This is a genomic window from Oscillatoria sp. CS-180, from assembly GCF_028330965.1.
Lineage (GTDB): Bacteria > Cyanobacteriota > Cyanobacteriia > Phormidesmidales > Phormidesmidaceae > Halomicronema.
This window is the reverse complement of record NZ_JAQMUB010000027.1, coordinates 35,112-52,117: the sequence shown is the minus strand read 5'-3', so window position 1 is coordinate 52,117 and position 17,006 is coordinate 35,112. Positions and strand designations below refer to the sequence as shown.

The window sequence follows — 17,006 nt, the reverse complement described above, 5'->3', positions numbered from 1 at the left end:
CGTCACGGTTAGTGTGCCAAAATTTCTGAAAACTTTATCATCGCCGATGAACGTTTTTGGCCTAATGTGGCTAAACAGTAGCCTTATTGGAGATCACTGTTCCTGTTTCACGTTCTTCTGAATCACCACTCGGCGATTCCAGAACCGAGTCGGCTGAAACGGTTGAGTGGCATCCCAAACGGTTGTGCGGATTCGGCGGGCTGACAAACCTGGAACAGTTGGCAAGCAATATCGCCTGGCATATCGAAACATGCTTTTGAGATGGAGCCACATGTGGTAGCTCAACAACTTTTTGTCGCTGATGGCCAGGTGGTGATGGATGATCTTAGCGGCTGGAACATAAAACACCTCCCATCCGGCGTTGTGAATACGCTTAGCCCAGTCAATGTCTTCAACATACAGATAGAAGCCTTCGTCTAAAGGGCCAACGGTGTTTAGCACTTCTCGTCGAATAAACATGCAGGCGCCTAACAACCAATCCACAGCAAAAGGCTGAGTATGGCTCACATCAAGCATGAGATGGTGTCGATTGCTGGCAGAGTTTTTTAGCAAGTGCCGTAGCGGTGTGCGTCGAGCAATAGCGGCTCCAATTGTCGGAAAACGTCTCGGTGAAGGCTGAACGGTACCGTCTGGAAACAGCAGTTGAGCACCACACAACCCCACTTCGGGATGTGTGTCCATAAACCTAATTAGCTCTTTCAAAGCCCCAGGCTGCATCTCAGTATCAGGATTGAGCAGGAGAATGTAACGCCCTTGAGCGATCGCCATGCCGTAATTGTTGTTGGCACTGAACCCACGACGTTCTGAATTCACGACCAACTTTACTTTCTCGAAATGGCGAGCAATGTCAGCGCTATGGTCGGTTGACAAATTGTCAATGACAATCATTTCACCACCAACGGCTAAGACCTCTGGAACTACTGTTGCTAAGCAGCGACCGATGTAAGCTGCGTGATTGTGGGTAACTGTAATAACCGATAGGGGACAGGTCATTGGACAACCTCGGCAGCAATCCAGGAACCTGTGCCATAGCGGTTGTCGAAATCATGGTGTCTCAAAAGGTACTTCAGTCGTTTTATCCGAAGGTAGGATGCAGGCATGACGATTACAGGAGTTGTTGGTAGATTTGGAGTGTTTTGTTGGCTAGTTGAGGCCAGGTGAATTGAGCTTTGACTTTGTGATATCCTGCCTCTCCCATACGTCTAGCGTAGTCGGGCTGTTGCCATAAAGTACAAATCGCTTCAGCAATCTCTTCAGGTCTTTGTTCGACGAGTAAGCCATCTTCTCCGTGGGAGATGACATCGGCAACTGCCGGAATTCGACCTCCGATAACGGGCTTTTTGAAGCTCCAAGCCTCAGTAAAAACCCCTCCAAAGCTTTCTTGCGAAGATGGCACGCAGAGAATGCTACAAGCGGCCAATACGTCGGTTTTTGTCTGTAAATCAAGGGTACCCAAGCGATGAATTCGGCGATCGCGATAGGTCTTGAAGAACTGTTCAGACTGTTTCACAGCCGGTCCTGCAAACACAAATTCCATATCTGGGCAGGATTTCCAGACTAGCGAAGTGGCTTCCAGTAGTTGACGGAATCCTTTGTAGAGGTAGTGCTGGCCTAGAAACAGAACAAATGGCGAGTTGATATTGTAAGTTTTGCAAAAGCGTTCCCCATCTCCCTCATGCGCTAATATCGGCCCCACCCCTGTTACGTGTATCCGCTCTGGCTTGACTCCAGTCTCGATCAACATTTGGCGCTCGTGATCGGTTAAGGCAATTAGAGCGTCTGCCCGACGATACAGTTCGTTGTAAACCCTGTATCGCCAACCTTGCCATCGAGGATGATGCACGGGAGTAAGTACGAAGGGGATATCGAGCTGAGCAGCCAACTGTCGTGCCGTATAGATGAGACCCTCGCGTCCGATACGAACGGCATGAATAACGTCAGCTCTTTGAGCAAAATTTTTCAGCTTTGGAGCAAGGATATTCGCGATCAACTTCACAGAGTACTCCATAAAGGGATAGTACAAGGGAAGAACCGGTACTACGCAAAGCTTCTCTTTCCAACCAAGTTCTAGCTGGTGTACTGAAATACCTTCGTAACTATAATTGCCTCCTTTGGGATGAAAGAGGGTAGTTCCTAACAACCAGTCAGTTCGATGCTGATTCCAGTGACAAATAACTTGTGTTAAATGCTCTTCTGCCAAAACCTTTGCCAACTGATGCTGATGTATCTGAGACCCACCAATGAACGGGGGATAGGCGGTAAGACAGTAGAGAAGATTCATTCAGAACAGAGCCTATTGATGTCAACTAGCTTTTTCTATGCATTGCCTTATAGTATCTGACTAATTTTTCCTCTTGTTTTTCAAGAAAAAAACCAAAAAAGGGGATATTGTAAATTGAATCGAAGATCAGATCGGCTAGTCTATACCGAGGATTCCAAAGACGATATCTTTTTTCGAGATTTGGTAGCGGATATCGACATAATTCACAAGTAGACAATATGTGTTCAAATCCATATCCATCTGTTGGCTTAAGAGAAGATATGATTTCATTTAATTTAGGTATAGTGACGGTCGATAAATCACAATTTTCTCGAACTGTTTCTTGTGCATTAAATATCATTGAGGCTAATCTCTTCTGGTTCTCAAGACACCAAACAAGTTTTTCATAAAGCTCGTCAATATCCGATCTATCTTGAATGAAAATCACTTCTTCGTCTGTAAAAAGTTCGGAACATCCAACTTCCTTAGTAAGCATTATAGGAATTCCTTTCATAACCGCTTCCACAGGAGCATAGCCAAAAGGTTCATCTTTGCTCAGAGGAAATAAAGCCAAATCTGCCTCTTCCAATCTCTTGAATAGTCTTGCCTTCTCTAGAAAACCTTTGAACTTTAATACCTCATTTACCTCCTTGTCCTTATCTAGTTCATTCCTAAGCCACTCCGCTAAATCTCCTGATCCATAAATTTCAATAAGTATTTGAGATTTCAAAGAAGATGCCGCAATTCTTTTTGACAACTCATATATAAACATTACGCCCTTCTTTGCGTTGATCTGACCAAAATAAACAACTCTAAACCTTTTGAATATAGATTTTTTGGACTCTACTTTGAAATCAGTCGTATCTTTTTCGTGACGACTCTTCGTGAAATCAACCCAATTGTAGATAGTTTCATTTCTATTAAACTTACCAATTTTATTGTTTGCTAGGAAGATTTTTTTGGAACAAGAAATTGCAACTATTTCTTGCTTTAAGAGAGACCATTTGTTCTGAAAATTAAAAACTTTTGTGTAATCTGAAACCACACCATCAATATCATCCATAAGATGGATGAGAATTTTCTTGCCGCTGGAAACACAAGTGTCCAATACTCCTACTGGTCCTAGACCTAAAGGATTAAAAATCCAGATTAAATCCGGATCCTCAAGCTCAAGTAGGCGCTGTAGAGCAATACAATTTGATTCCAAATAACCTCCGAAAGCCATGGTTCTTTCGTAGATATATACAGAATTCTGTTCAAACTGTTTGTTATATGCTGCATCGTAGTATTTAACAGGTAAAAAGACATATCTAACATCGATATCAGTGGGTGAAGGATAGGTGCGTAAACTAGGAGGAACCTCAGAAGAGGCAACAACAACACTATGGCCATTCAACTGATACTGTCGGGCTAGTTCAAGACATCCAATCTCATATCCACCTCGAACATGAGGTGGAAACACATTAGATACAAAAAGAATTTTCATATCTTTAATCCTCTTTGAAGGTATCTGTAGTTCTTACGTCGTTAAGTCTTTTTCGAATTCTCGACCAGTAATCATCCCAGGCAAACCTCTCTCTGAGAAGATACTGTGCTCTTTGAATTTTCTCTCCGTAACAATCATCATCAAGTCCTAAGGTAAACTCCATCTTCCTCCTCAAATCAGAGACATCTCTTTCCCGGTATATAAAATCCGTGAGATCAAAAAACTCCATCAACTCCTTGAAGGCTGACTGGTTAGAGGTAATAGGAAGAGTTCCTGCCATTATCGCTTCCAGCACCACAATTCCTAAAAGTTCACTATTTTCACGTGGTCTCCCACTTAGCGACTGGGATGAAGAACTTGCAATTAATGCAATTGCTTGAGAAAGAACTTGAAATTTTTCTTGTTCAGGAAGCTCACCTAGAAAGATTACATCTTTAAAGAGGCTAAGAGAAATTAGAAAAATCTGATACAGAGAATGCTGATTTTTGGATCCAATAATTTTCAGAACTTGGTCAGTCCGCAAAGCACGAATCGTAACATCGAATGCTTTGTGTGTAAGAATTCTACCTACAGAAACGAAAAATGTAGACTTATCTGAGTAAGCTTGATTACAAAGAGTATCTAAATCACTTCTCCAGATACCTGCATATTCAAACATTACGTTATTAACGTGTCGCTTAGTCCTTTGTGAAGAGAAATTTGATACCTCAACGAACAGATGATTAGGAGAAGGTTCATAACGGTTCCAAAAATCACTCTCATTTAGCTCTAGGCCATGATTCGTGAACAATACACTTTGATTTGAACTTATAGATGCCAGGATGTTGTAGACTTCAGGAAAAGCAAGATATTGATGAATCCAAACTCTTTTATACTTTGAAATACTCTTAAGCACTTCGGAAAACGCAAGCTCAAAACTATGTTCTAAGTTTTTCTGATTAAACATTGAGCAACAGAATGTGTTGCCAACCCTTCTGCTGGGCAGAGTCTGAAGAGGATAATACAAATCACAACAGCCGTCAGTGTTTGAGACAGATAGAGTACAGTTCTGAGTGTAGTTCTCCCCACCGCCAATAACAGTCATGGGACACATGCTAACCACTGCTGTTTCTACACTCCTATTCATATAAAAATTCATTTTCCTGACTATTTTTGAATTTAGTTCTAGTAGTTGTTTACATAGAATCAGCATTAATAGATTGAATTTACGTAATTGATATTGTATGAATTTATCTTAGGTATGATTTTAGAGAGGCTTGCTACAACCAATATGTGTCGAGAAGGTGCGAAGAATCTATATTGAAATGAAGTATGTAAGGCTGCGTATTGAAAATCATAGTTGCATGATTATTCTCAACTCTAAAGTGACTTCTGATGTGCATCTACAAGTAGATCACAAATTTCACGAATAGCTCCTCGTCCGCCCCGTCTTTCGGTAGTGTAGCAACTGATTTCCTTGACAGACTCTACAGCATCGGCTACTGATAAAGGAATACCGACCTTTCTAAGTGCAAGAATATCGTTAATATCATCTCCTACATAAGCCGTCTCATTTAAGGAGATTCTGAGGCGCTGCGTTATTTCTGATAGACAAGCAAACTTGTCAGTCACGCCTGTGAACACAAGTTCAACACCCAGATTTTTAGCACGAATACGAATAGCATTGGAGTTGCTAGCAGATACAAACGCAACGACTATTCCTGCCGTAAGTGTAAGTTTAATTCCTTGTCCATCCTTGACATCAAAACGCTTAAGTTCTTGCCCATTTTCAGTGTAATAAAGACCACCATCTGTCAGGACGCCATCAACGTCGCACACTAACAGCTTGACGTTGAACAACTTCTCTCGGAGTTCTCTAGATATCATTGAGTGGTATTTCACCTGCTACCTTTCGAATTTGCAAAATTGACTTCAAAAGAAGTTCAAGGTCTGCAAGAGACACCATATTGGGTCCGTCACTTAGAGCTTTGTCCGGCTCTTCATGAATTTCCATAAACAAAGCATCAATACCAATTGCTGCTGCTGCTCTTGCTAGATGAGGAACGAAATCCCGTTGTCCACCAGATGTTCTTCCCTGCCCTCCTGGCATTTGAACGCTGTGAGTTGCATCAAATACGACTGGATAGCCTAATTGTCTTATCTGTGGTAAGGAGCGAAAGTCTACGATTAGTGTGTTGTAGCCGAAACTTGTTCCTCGCTCAGTCAGCAGGATTTTGGAGGTACCCGCTTTCTCAAGCTTCTCTACAACAGCCTGCATATCCCAGGGGGCAAGAAACTGGCCTTTTTTTACGTTGACCGGAAGTCCCGTTTGAGCCGCAGCGACGAGTAAATCGGTTTGTCGACATAGAAACGCTGGAATCTGGAGCACATCAACAAATTCAGCGACTTGGGGAACTTGATGGCTCTCATGAACATCCGTCAACACGGGAACGCCTAACTCAGCACGTACTCGGTCTAATATTCTCAAGCCGACATCTAATCCGTGCCCCCGAAAGGAATCTAGAGAAGTGCGATTGGCCTTGTCAAAAGACGATTTGAAAATGAAAGGAATTCTGAGGCGATCGCATATTTGCTGAATCTGCTCTGCCATATGCAAAGTGAAGTTTTCAGATTCGATCACACAAGGCCCACCGATTAGTGCCAGAGGCTGACCTAAACCGACAGATATTTGGTCTGTAATAGAAACTGTGTTCATGATGAAGCACAATTAGTAAGCGAAACGTTAGCAGCCATCAGATCTTCTGGTGTATTGATCTCTAAAATAGCCTTCGTGGTTTGACAAACACGAATGCGATAGCCGTGTTCCAACACGCGCAACTGTTCTAAAGACTCACACTGTTCTATTGGTGTCGAAGGCAACTGGGCATAAGTCACTAAAAAATCATAGCGAAAGGCATACAGACCAAGATGATGGTAGACCGGAGCCTCTAAGTTATGCCGAAAATAGGGAATTGGCGCACGGGAGAAATAGAGAGCGTGCTGAGTGAGATCGCAAATTACCTTAACCGTGTTGGGATTTGTATAATCGACAGTCTTGTCTAGAGGACAAGCAAGCGTTGTCATTTCTGGTGATTCACCCTCTAAGTAAGGATGAATAAGCTGGTTTAAGACTGTTTCTGTGATGAAAGGCTGGTCCCCTTGAATGTTAACGACAACTTGATACTCAGGATATCGTGCTGCAACTTCGGCAATCCGGTCAGTACCTGATAAATGATCAGCGTGAGTGAGTTCAACGTGCCCGCCAAACTGTCGCACGCAGTCAGCCACAAGGTTGCTATCAGTCGCCACGATGACATTGTCAAAGATGGCACACTGGTAGGCAGCTTGGTAAACCCATTGAATTAGGGGACGATCTCCTAGTTTTGCTAATGGCTTACCTGGTAAACGCTGAGAGTCGTAGCGGGCTGGAATAATAGCGATAATTTTCATGCTATGCCACTCCGAACAATATCGTGTAGCCGTAGAAGCCCAACACAAACTTGATTGTCATCAATCACTGGCATAACTGAAATTTGTGAGGGGCGTTGCTCCATAGTTTGCATAGCATCATAGGCAAGTTGATCAGGACTTGCCGTTACAGGATTCGAAGTCATAATCTGTTGGCTAGTAAGATTACTCCAATTATCAGGAGAGAATTTCTGTAAAGCTCGTCGCACATCTCCATCAGTAATAAGCCCAAAAAGCCTGCCGGAGCTATCAGTGATATTGACGGCTCCTAAACCTTTTTGAGTAATTGTGTCTAGGATTAGAAACCACGAATCTTGTAAACCAACTATGGGGTTTTCCGCATCCGCATGCATTAGATCAGCAACTCGCAGGGTTAGGCGTTTCCCTAGCCTACCGGCTGGATGATTGTAAGCGAAAGATTCTGAAGTAATCCCTTTTAGGTGCATTAGCGTAACAGCAAGGGCATCTCCTATTGCTAAAGCCACAGTTGTGCTGACTGTGGGTGCCAAGTTAAGGGGACAAGCCTCCTTGTTCACAGCAGCATGAAGCGTCACAGAGGCCTGCTTTGCCAAACTAGAATGTGGGTTACCGACAATAACAATTAATGGAATTTGGCGCTGCCGTAGATAGGGCAACATGGCAAGCAATTCTTCTGTTTCACCACTGTGACTAATCAGGATAGAAATGTCATCTGTACTAACAATACCGATATCTCCGTGTAGAGCATCTGAAGGATGAAGAAAAAGACTAGCTGTCCCAGTACTGGTTAAAGTCGCTGCAATTTTACGGGCAATAAGACCAGATTTTCCCACACCACTGACTATGACCCGTCCTTGACTCTTCATCAAGAGTTGAGTTGCCATTTCAACTTGCTCAAAGCTTATTTGAGTAGAGATCGAACGAATTGCTTCCGATTCAGCCAGAAGACAATCTTTGAAATGATTGCTGATGGAAGGACTTAAAGAAATCGAATTGCTTGCAGGCATCATTGGTATTTCACAAATCTAAGTAAACGTTTGAGAGCAAGCCACTTCTCTCGTAGCTGCCAGAACCGAGAACTTTGCATTCCTTCAAGAGCTATCTTCAAATCTTTCATCTTATCTTCAGACTGTAACTGCCATCTTTTTAGATGCTCTATTTCAACCTGAAGCTTTAAGGTATCCATTTGGCTAAATGTAGGATGCTCTGGGAACAGGGTTTTCATATTGAAGCGCTCTTCTGGAAAATGGAATTCACTGTCTCTTTTCCATAAGATCTTGTCTGGGAATACTAGTTCTTTGCCCTCTAACTTCTGCCTTCGACTAATATCGACCATCCTTGAAATGAGCGTCTGCAATCTATCAATAGAAGGACTGCGGCATTCCAGAGCATCATGAAGAATCGTATCTTGATACAACATTCTAGTAGCAGGCTGCTGGACAATTTCTTTCAAAATACTGGGAATATGACTTGAGCAAGTGATTGACCAAGCTGCAGGGACAAAATGAGGCGAATTAGTATAGTCGAGTAACGCAACCGGAATACCCTGAAGCATCCCTTCCAACATAGAAGTTGATGGAGTTGTGATTAGGGCATCAACCTTTTCTAAGACAGCTGATAATTCTTGTCCAGACAGATCAGCAATCTGACTTCTAACGCCCAATTCAATATCTAATCCTTCGGTCAGACGCCAAACAGGGTTTACTTCCATTCCTTCAACGACAGGATTATGATTAAACCATTTCTGAAGATCAAGCAGAGACTGCTTAACTTGATCTACCTGCTCATTTGTAAATCCAGGCTTTTTCGCAGTTGTTACGAGAACCTTAAAGGGCTCGGAGGGGCGACGAATTCTTGGCCTCCTGTTCAGATAAGAATCAAGCCTTGGCAAACCAACAGTTTCACATTTCCCTAGATTTCCCCAAGACTCCAGTATTCGAGTTTGCGATCGGCCAATCGTAGCAATTTTATGTCCTAAAACAGGCTGAAAAAGTCGACCAGCAGACATAAGAGGATTGTGCCAGGTGTTTCGAAATTCTAGAATTCCATCAGCAAGAATAAGGACTGGAATATCTTGCCTAACGGCTTTAATAATCAAGCCAACTTCAGGTTCTTCGTAATGCTGAGCAGTAAGAATAATATCTACATTCTTAGGTAAAGAATACTCCGAACCATAATAATTCAAACGCACAACTTCGATACTCGAAATATCGCCTAGTGACCGATACAACTTTGTTTGAGAATAACCGTCCTTATCAAGGATTCCAACAATAGAACAATTACTCATATAGCTCTAGCAAAGGTATAAATTAGCTTGATGGATGTTTCACTTTTTTACTATTTTAGGAATATTAAAGCAAGCCAGTCTTTTACAGTTCTGAAGTTCTTTAGTTGCAATTCTAATGGAAGTATTGTGCTTCTCTTTTGATAACCAACCTACTATGTCTTTTGGATTGTAAACAATCTGGCTATTATCTAACCCAAGAAGCTCCATAAGTCCTTCAATCTTCCATGTGTTTGAGGCAATTGGGACAAAGGGAACTTTTGCTAAAGCAGAGAATATTAAAATATGATATCTTCCTGAAATGACTAACTTGAATCGCCTTATAAATTCGCCAAATGTTTTCCATCCTATATCTTTAGCGAAAACAATTGAAACCTCTGCATCTTTCAAGAATGGAATTAGATGTAGCTCATCAATTAGTAAGCAGACAGGTTGCCAACCAAGACGACGAATTATATGAAGATGCTCAAGTATTTCCTGAACTTTTAATGGGTTAACGGAGGAAGAAGAAGGTTGTGCTAAGACTCCGGGAGTATACAAGCATGCCTTCTCTGAATCTATCTCTGATGGAAGCAAAAATGAAGACGGATTAAAAATATTTGAAAGAAAGGCGCAGTCAGCAGACTGAATGATGCCTTCGCAGTAATTCGAGAGCCATCTGAAAGACATAGGTTCTCTAGCTGTTATGTAATCTGCTGAGCTTATAGCTTTACAAACTACTTGCTCGTCGATTGCTTGCCAAGAACCATTTACACACCAAACGGGTTTATTTTCTGAGAATATTTTGATGATAGAGGCTATGGTTATCGCACCAATCTGATTATGATGTACTGTACCTTCGGCATTGATGACGACAATATCAAATTCGTTCGCGCTGCAGACCTCATTGAATAGATATTCCTCAAATTTGCGAACAGAAGAGGACCATGCTACTAAATCAATTTTCCTTCCACTGTAATCCCAGGATTTTTTCTTCGAAAGTTTTTGAATTAATTTTTCTAGCTTTTGATTTGTTCTTTCAAGATTTCCTTTCAACTTTTTCTTTAGATAAGGATAAAGACTCAATTCTTTTTCAAGACTTTCTTGGTGTAAGCTTTCAAAGTGTTCGTATCCGAAACCACAAGGCCAGCTATGAATATGAGTGTCATACTCAGTTGCAGAATGAATCAAGCTTTTCAAGCTTGAGACAGTAGCTTTACAGCCTGGATTTACATCCGAGCTAGTATCGTTCACCAGAAGAACTTTGAGCATTCTAACTGACACGGCTCCACGAACAACGTGGGAGACGCAGAAAAAAGTATTCTTTCAAAATAGAGACTTCCTTGCCACTGGCTTTAAATGATGTGATGTATCTACTTCTGTGAAACAGAATACTTCCGTCTTCATTATAAAGAGCTGCATGAATGCTATATAGATTAGGTAAGAAGGGATGATTAGGCAGCTTAACTGATATATGGTTTAAACCTTCAATTAAATCGATTCTTGAATCGTGTAACCGGTTTGTAACAGATGCGATTGGTTCCAAACCGAATGGCTCAAAGTATATCACAAGAATAGGGTTACTGATATCCTGACTAGCCTCAATAACGATGGTTATCGAAAGACTTTTGTTTTCGAAGGCGTCAAGACATACAGTCGGGTTGGCTTCCGTAAATTCCTTAGCTGAGGCTGATTTTATTCTTGCTCTAAATGAAGCTGACTTTTCTTTCTTTAAGTTTTCCAAACATAATTTTTGATACTCTACAACTCCATTGATTACATCACCATCAAACATCTTGCCTTCACAGCTCATCACAATGCTTCTATTAGCAACTCTAAACAGATCATGCATGCTATGGGTGACAAGAACTATTGAGGTGCCATCAGTCATTAATTCTTTTATGTGTCTGTAACATTTTGACCTGAACTTTATATCACCTACAGACAAAACCTCATCAACAATCAAAATATCTGGCTTAAGAGCTATCGAGATTGCAAAACCAAGCCGTATTCGCATTCCAGAACTGTAACTTTGAACTGGAGTATCGATAAATTTTTCTATGCCTGAAAAATCAATAATTTGCTCTAACTTTTGATCTATTAATTTTTGACTTACTCCTAATATCGCAGCATTGATGTAAACATTTTCTCTCCCTGTAAGAATAGGATTAAAACCTGCTCCTAGCTCAATTAATGCACCAACCTGGCCAAATATTTTAATATGTCCCTCATCAGGTTTGATTAGACCATTTAGCATCTTTAGGAGGGTGCTCTTCCCTGCACCGTTAGGACCAATTAATCCTAGACATTCGCCACGGCGTAGTTTAAACGAGACGTCTTTGACTGCCCAAAATTCATCTTTTCTCAGGGCATGATCGGATTCGCGTCCGGTCAGTTCAGTTGCAGCATCTTGTAGGCCATACCAGAGCGATCGCTTCAAGCTACGGCAAAACTTCTTTGAAACATTCTCAACTTGAACCAGAACCTCATTGTCACGATCAGGTTCGTTTTCGCTTAGAACACTTTTCTCGAATGCATCACCCATAGAGCACGAACTGGCTAAATTTTGGTCGTTGGATTGCGAGCGTCTACTAGTTTCAGAGGATAGTTAACTTCATGAATGTAACAGCTGCAAAAGAAAGCTTCTAAATCTGTTAGCAGTTATGCCAAAAATGATTTCCAGATTTGTCGCTTCTAACATTTCTCAAATGTGCCCAATTTTTGGAACTGAAAGTAAAGCCACTTAGTTGCTTCTTGGCAATGCTCCTGCGATGAACTTTGCAGAATAGTACCCACGTAAGCAAACCGAAGAAACACCAGCTATTTTAACTCTCCTCGCTGCTGATGTTTTCCATGCCGTCCAACCATGCTTGTAAATCTGAGTGTGTCTTTATTTCTGGCATTGCTATCCCTAAAGCCTCTAACTGCGACAGTGATAGCTGATGAATTTGTTCCTTTTGTGCTTCTTCCAGCGTGCCTAGAAGTTGACCTAGGAAGCGGATCAAAGCAGTTGCTTCTCCTCTTTGTTGACCTCTTTGTTCTCCTCGCTGCTCTCCCTGTTGCTCTCCTTCTCGGAATACCTCTTGATAAAAGCGAGTTCGTTTAATATCAGTCGTTTTAATATCTAACATCGCTAGAACCTCCTCCGTCGAAAGCTGCGGGAACTTATTGATGAGTATAGCTTCCACCAAATTGAGCGATCGCCAAAACTCCGCGTCTCCTTGCTTTTTCGCATCTGCTAGCAAGGCCCGAGCTGCTTGAGGTACCTTGTTATTCGGCAAAACGATCAATTGAAGCAGTGCCAAGGCAGGGGATAACCGCGTCTGCTCTAGCAAGTCTTGTAGATAGATTCTCTGAACACTCCTATCCAAGAGGTTTTTGTAAGGGACTGCGCTGCCTAGTTTCTGTTGGCGTGACTGTAGAATGATTAACCCTTGCCAAGGCCGCTCTACCTGATACTGATGAAGGTACAGGTGAATTTCAGCAAAATAGCGACCGTAGAAGCGGAAGTCAGTTTGCATCTGGGCTTCTACGAAAATGATAGGAATCTTCATGTCATCCGATATGGGTGTCAGTAGCCCATCGAGTCGTAGTTCCCCTTCTTTGATCACTGGAGCGGAGTATTCATACTCACAATTCTGAGGCAAACCCGGCAGTAGGTCTGCTAGGAGTGAGGGTTGTGAAAGAAAGAGATAATAGTAAAGCTTGTCCGTTTTCATGGATTTTACTCGGTCAAGCACTCATGCGCTCGATGATGATCGGCATTGTCAGGCGGTAGACTATCCATGCCGCGCACAATCCTATCAACGCCAATCCACTCGCCAGCCAGAATCCAATCGGGTTTGTCACCACGCCCGTCGTTGCTAACTCACGGGCAGTTACCAACAGTGGCGTAACTGGATTGAACCGCACCAGCCAAGACAGTGAACCCTCTGTCGGGACCGGATATACCACTGGTGTTAGGAAAAACCAGACTCCCATTGCCACGACTAATCCTCGGCTCACATCCTGATACAGCACACCCAATGGTGATAAAAACAGCCCTATGGCAGTCCCCAAAAGGACTAGATGAATTAAGGCAACCGGAGCTAGGATTACTGCTGCTGTCATTGGCATCCGAAAGAGAATGAACAGAATGGCTACCAGTATCAACTTGATGCCAAAGTTAAAGAAGACTTCACCAACTTTGCCCAAAATCAATGCTTCTCGGGGAAAATTGATTTTCGCTAGCATTGGCTTAGCCATATTCACTGCCTGAATTGGCCCGTTTAGTGCTTCGACAAAGGTCTGCCATAGCACTGTGCTCAGCATGACGTAGGCGGGGTAAGGTAGGTCAGTTTGACCGATATTAATAATCTGAGCGTTGCTAGCGTAGGTGAAGCCCACGGCCATAATCAGTGGCGGTACGAATGCCCAAAAAATGCCCAAAAAAGACTGACGGTATTGAGCACTAATGTCTCTTATCATCAACCGCCAAGCCAATTCTCGCGATGCCAGCAGATCCCGCCACATGTCTCTTATGAGTCGGCCTGGATGTTTGAGTTTGCTTTCGGGCGTGTAGACAACGATAGGTAGACGACTAGAACGGGGCATGGACAAGTATCTTCATCGTGGAAGTATTGATGATGTCAAGATACCCTCAGTTTGTGCGGTGCGATCGCATCATCTCTCCAACTGATCCGCCAAATCTCGTAGCCAACTTACAAATCTTTCTACATCTTGTCTGACATCTGTTGACATTTGGGGATAACGTGCGGCCAAACTAGCGATTCGCTCCGGATCTAACTCAAAACCGTAGAGGTTTCTGACAATATGGCGAAATCCCAAAAACTCTCTCAGACGAAGTGCTGTTGCGTCAGATAACACGGCTGAACGGCCTTCTCGTTGTTGACTCATACGCTTCAGCAGACGCTTATGCCAGTCTGCTCCGGAGGGCAATCCCCCGTTTAGCTCGATAGCAACTAGCCGCAAAATCTTTTCACTGCCGGTATAAAAATTGTGTAGCTTGAGCGCCAAATTTTCATAAAACAACGAAGCATGACGGGGATCGTCGATGATTTCTTCCTGTAGTTGAGCGATCGCTGTCTCTAATTGAATTAAACGAGACAGTTCTGTCTCGATATCAGCGGCTAGCTCACGCATAGCAGCGGGACTAATCGGTAACATCAACGTCTACGCCTGTCTCTAGAACTCGTTGTCGAAAGTGATCGTCCAAAGCTTCAAAGGGTTTGAGGTCAACCCAGCGATCGCTATACTCATTTGCCTTGGCAACTGCTTCAAAATAGCGATTCGCGGTAATGCCTTCTACGGCTAAGTCGATGTCAGAATTTTCGGTAAAGCGATCGCGTGCTAGTGACCCAAAAACAATGACTCGCGTTGCGCCGAATTCGTGGTGTAAACATTGAGCTATTTGTTGAACCTGACCCCAGGCCGTTGATTTGGCAGCTTGCTGATTACGCTTCTGAGTTGAGATCGCCCGCTGCCAATAGGCTAACTGCTCATCAGTGACAACCGGATCCTGAGAGGACTGTGACATGGCACTCACTCGATGCTTTCTATGATTATGGTATCGAAATAGTGTTTGAAGTTTTTTATGTTCCTTTCACTTGTTTCAAAAAGGCATCGAGATCTTGATCGAGCTGAGGCTGTAGTGCTTCGGCCCGTTCCAGGTTATTCATCAATTGAGCAAAGTCGATGGGAACGCCGTAAGCGTGACGAAAGAAATGCCAGAAGGCCCTCAGTCCGTTGAGTCTCAGATAATTCTCTTGAGAAATAACGGCTGGCCGAGTGCCTTCAATGGTTTGTGTCATTCGCTGAAGTAAGCGGCTGTGCCATTGAGAGGAGTCAGAAATATTGTTCTCGAAGTAAACGGCAATGACCTTGAATAAGTCTTCAATGGCTCCGTATAGATTGTGTAGCTGATAGGCAAAGCTTTCGAGTTTCTCAGGAGGACTTTTCGCATGGAGGGAGTTAGCCCTATTGTCTAAAGCGGCAAAAACTCGCTCGATGGTCATTCTCTGAGCATTGATATCCGCTGCTAGGAGGGCGATGTTCTTCTCGTCCATAGCTGTCCAGTTTGGCGAATCCTGTCTGCAAAGGGAGATTTGCTCAGTTCCACCAAGTCTACATCACGACCAGTGAACTCTGAGAGGGCAGCGATCGCCCCAAAGAAACGATCTGGTTCCAACGTATCTACGGCTAAATCGATATCGGATCTCGAATGAAAACGGTTGCTGCGGACAAGCGACCCAAACAAGTAAGCACGAGAAATGCCGTAGTCTGCTCCCCATTGGTCTAACCATGACACCACCTGTTGCAGCGTGTTTAATCGCTCCTGTTCAAGCTGCTGACGCTTTTCCATCAGTGCTGCATCTAAAAGAAAGGTATCGAATTTCTCCGTCATGGTCGTATGCAATCCTTTCTGCTTCAGGCACTCATCAGTAGCATCGCTTCAATGGGCTTCAGTGCTGCTACACGGATTTCCTCTGGCATTGTGATTTCAGGCTGTCGAGTCTGCATTGCCCAATATAGCTTCTCTAGCGTATTCAACCGCATGTGAGGACATTCGTTGCAGGCACAATTTCCAGTTGAGGGAGCTGGGATAAACGCCTTGCCGGGTACCTGTTTTTCCATTTGGTGAATAATACCGGGTTCTGTAACCACGATGAATTGAGTGAGATCGCTATCTTTTACATAGCTCAACAACGCGGTCGTTGAGCCGATAAAGTTAGCATGATGCAGCACAGGTTCTTCGCACTCGGGATGAGCAATAATATCTGCGCCGGGATGCGCCATTTTAAGCTGGACTAATTTTTTCTCGGAAAAGGTTTCGTGTACCATACAGCTTCCCTGCCATAGCACGAGGTCGCGTCCTGTTTGCTGCATTACGTAGCGTCCGAGATTCTTATCAGGCGCAAAGATAATAGGTTGGTCCTGAGGAATCTGCTCAATTAGCTTAACTGCGTTGGAACTGGTGCAGATGATGTCGCTCATGGCTTTGATTTCAGCTGAGCAGTTGATATAGGACACGACAATGTGATCGGGATGCTGGGCTTTGAATGCTGCAAACTGAGCAGGCGGACAGGTATCGGCTAGAGAGCAGCCTGCGTTCAAGTCGGGTAGCAGAACTAGCTTGTCTGGATTCAAAATCTTGGCAGTTTCTGCCATAAAGTGGACTCCAGCAAACACAATCACCTCAGCATTTGTACTAGCTGCCTGTCGCGAAAGCCCCAGGGAGTCTCCGATATAGTCTGCTACATCTTGAATGTCAGGTTCCTGATAATAGTGGGCCAGGATGACTGCATTTAGCTCTCGTTTCAGCTCGTTGATGGCTGCGAACAGATCTAAGGGCGTGTTTGGGGAGGACGGTTTTGGTAAAACGCTGGTGAACACGATAGTCGCTTTTAGTAGATTTAATCAGTTGACTGAAAATTGATTATAGTCGTTTTTACCAAAAGCTGTGTTGTTTCAATGTCACGCTTCACTCATAAAATAAGATTCAAGATGCAGCGACGGGGATGAAAAAACAAGCGAACGGAGGGTGCCCTGAATTGCTGAAATCCATTTCACTA

General features: G+C 43.2%; 18 protein-coding genes. All 18 read right to left on the bottom strand.

Annotated elements, in window-relative coordinates; genetic code table 11:
- Positions 1-93: 93 nt before the first annotated feature.
- Positions 94-993, bottom strand: a complete 900-nt coding sequence (locus tag PN498_RS05400) for a glycosyltransferase family 2 protein (RefSeq protein WP_272061693.1) — start codon at positions 991-993, stop codon at positions 94-96.
- A gap of 112 nt (positions 994-1,105) precedes the next feature.
- Positions 1,106-2,281 carry a glycosyltransferase family 4 protein gene (locus tag PN498_RS05395; RefSeq protein WP_272061692.1) on the bottom strand — a complete coding sequence of 392 codons (1,176 nt, stop codon included), beginning with the start codon at positions 2,279-2,281 and terminating at the stop codon, positions 1,106-1,108.
- 25 nt (positions 2,282-2,306) lie between these two features.
- Positions 2,307-3,746: a glycosyltransferase family 4 protein gene (locus PN498_RS05390; protein WP_272061691.1), complete on the bottom strand. Its 1,440-nt coding sequence runs from the start codon at positions 3,744-3,746 to the stop codon at positions 2,307-2,309.
- Positions 3,747-3,750: 4 nt separating this feature from the next.
- Positions 3,751-4,830, bottom strand: coding sequence for a glycosyltransferase (locus PN498_RS05385; RefSeq protein ID WP_272061690.1), 1,080 nt, complete (start codon positions 4,828-4,830; stop codon positions 3,751-3,753).
- 275 nt (positions 4,831-5,105) lie between these two features.
- A complete protein-coding gene (locus PN498_RS05380; RefSeq protein WP_272061689.1) occupies positions 5,106-5,585 on the bottom strand; it encodes a KdsC family phosphatase in 480 nt (159 codons plus the stop codon).
- 16 nt (positions 5,586-5,601) lie between these two features.
- Entirely contained in the window at positions 5,602-6,441 is an 840-nt protein-coding gene (gene kdsA, locus PN498_RS05375; protein ID WP_272061688.1) for a 3-deoxy-8-phosphooctulonate synthase, read from the bottom strand.
- On the bottom strand, positions 6,438-7,175 hold the full coding sequence (kdsB, locus tag PN498_RS05370; protein WP_272061687.1) for a 3-deoxy-manno-octulosonate cytidylyltransferase: 738 nt from the start codon (positions 7,173-7,175) through the stop codon (positions 6,438-6,440). The genes kdsA and kdsB overlap by 4 nt, the downstream gene beginning before the upstream one ends.
- Positions 7,172-8,056 (bottom strand): KpsF/GutQ family sugar-phosphate isomerase, encoded by an 885-nt coding sequence (locus tag PN498_RS05365; RefSeq protein ID WP_272061686.1) that lies wholly within the window; start codon positions 8,054-8,056, stop codon positions 7,172-7,174. Before PN498_RS05365 ends, kdsB begins: the two co-directional genes overlap by 4 nt.
- A gap of 122 nt (positions 8,057-8,178) precedes the next feature.
- Complete coding sequence (locus tag PN498_RS05360; protein WP_272061685.1) at positions 8,179-9,459, bottom strand: hypothetical protein; 1,281 nt, start codon at positions 9,457-9,459, stop codon at positions 8,179-8,181.
- A 39-nt stretch (positions 9,460-9,498) separates the two neighbouring features.
- The gene (locus tag PN498_RS05355) at positions 9,499-10,707 is read right to left on the bottom strand and encodes a polysaccharide pyruvyl transferase family protein (RefSeq protein ID WP_272061684.1); all 1,209 of its coding nucleotides are present in this window, start codon (positions 10,705-10,707) and stop codon (positions 9,499-9,501) included.
- Position 10,708: 1 nt separating this feature from the next.
- Positions 10,709-11,980 carry an ABC transporter ATP-binding protein gene (locus tag PN498_RS05350; RefSeq protein WP_272061683.1) on the bottom strand — a complete coding sequence of 424 codons (1,272 nt, stop codon included), beginning with the start codon at positions 11,978-11,980 and terminating at the stop codon, positions 10,709-10,711.
- A 280-nt stretch (positions 11,981-12,260) separates the two neighbouring features.
- A complete protein-coding gene (locus PN498_RS05345; RefSeq protein WP_272061682.1) occupies positions 12,261-13,154 on the bottom strand; it encodes a DUF2887 domain-containing protein in 894 nt (297 codons plus the stop codon).
- Between the two features lie 13 nt (positions 13,155-13,167).
- On the bottom strand, positions 13,168-14,028 hold the full coding sequence (locus PN498_RS05340) for an ABC transporter permease (protein ID WP_272061681.1): 861 nt from the start codon (positions 14,026-14,028) through the stop codon (positions 13,168-13,170).
- 69 nt (positions 14,029-14,097) lie between these two features.
- Positions 14,098-14,601 (bottom strand): hypothetical protein, encoded by a 504-nt coding sequence (locus PN498_RS05335; protein ID WP_272061727.1) that lies wholly within the window; start codon positions 14,599-14,601, stop codon positions 14,098-14,100.
- Complete coding sequence (locus PN498_RS05330; protein WP_272061680.1) at positions 14,588-14,971, bottom strand: nucleotidyltransferase family protein; 384 nt, start codon at positions 14,969-14,971, stop codon at positions 14,588-14,590. Before PN498_RS05330 ends, PN498_RS05335 begins: the two co-directional genes overlap by 14 nt.
- A gap of 55 nt (positions 14,972-15,026) precedes the next feature.
- The gene (locus PN498_RS05325) at positions 15,027-15,500 is read right to left on the bottom strand and encodes a hypothetical protein (RefSeq protein WP_272061679.1); all 474 of its coding nucleotides are present in this window, start codon (positions 15,498-15,500) and stop codon (positions 15,027-15,029) included.
- Complete coding sequence (locus tag PN498_RS05320) at positions 15,473-15,838, bottom strand: nucleotidyltransferase family protein (RefSeq protein ID WP_272061678.1); 366 nt, start codon at positions 15,836-15,838, stop codon at positions 15,473-15,475. Before PN498_RS05320 ends, PN498_RS05325 begins: the two co-directional genes overlap by 28 nt.
- A gap of 23 nt (positions 15,839-15,861) precedes the next feature.
- Positions 15,862-16,827 carry a quinolinate synthase NadA gene (nadA, locus tag PN498_RS05315; protein ID WP_272061677.1) on the bottom strand — a complete coding sequence of 322 codons (966 nt, stop codon included), beginning with the start codon at positions 16,825-16,827 and terminating at the stop codon, positions 15,862-15,864.
- Between the last annotated feature and the right edge of the window lie 179 nt (positions 16,828-17,006).